The sequence below is a fragment of the Vibrio sp. 10N.261.55.A7 genome, assembly GCF_002877365.1.
Classification (GTDB): domain Bacteria; phylum Pseudomonadota; class Gammaproteobacteria; order Enterobacterales; family Vibrionaceae; genus Vibrio.
Window position 1 is genome coordinate 1,240 of sequence record NZ_MCWZ01000245.1, and the last position, 360, is coordinate 1,599.

General features: G+C 50.0%; 1 protein-coding gene. It reads right to left on the reverse strand.

Going from position 1 to position 360, the window contains the following annotated elements; all coding sequences use genetic code 11:
• On the reverse strand, positions 1-360 hold a 360-nt coding region (locus BCU12_RS11305; RefSeq protein WP_347231986.1), incomplete at both ends, for an oligopeptide/dipeptide ABC transporter ATP-binding protein.

Below are 360 nucleotides of genomic sequence, written 5' to 3' on the forward strand. Positions count from 1 at the left end.
TAAGGGCACCTAGGACCAAGTCGGCAGCCAATAGGCAGGTGTTGCAATGGTGGTATGGAGCCAGGTAGAGACTGCAACCGTTGCTTGTGAGGAATCCAATCACTAAAGTCAGGGACAGCTTTCAAGAGCGCCGAAGTATACGGGTGTTTAGGTGCGCGAAGGATTTTCTTGGTATCCGCGGACTCAACAGATTGGCCACAGTACATCACGGTAATGCGGGTTGCCCACTGAGTAATCGTCGTAAGATCATGCCCAACTAGCATAATTGTCGTATTGTTTACCTGATTCATTCGGCTCAACAGGCGCAGTATCTGAGACTGAGTTATAGGGTCTAGATCGTTGGTTGGCTCGTCGGCAATG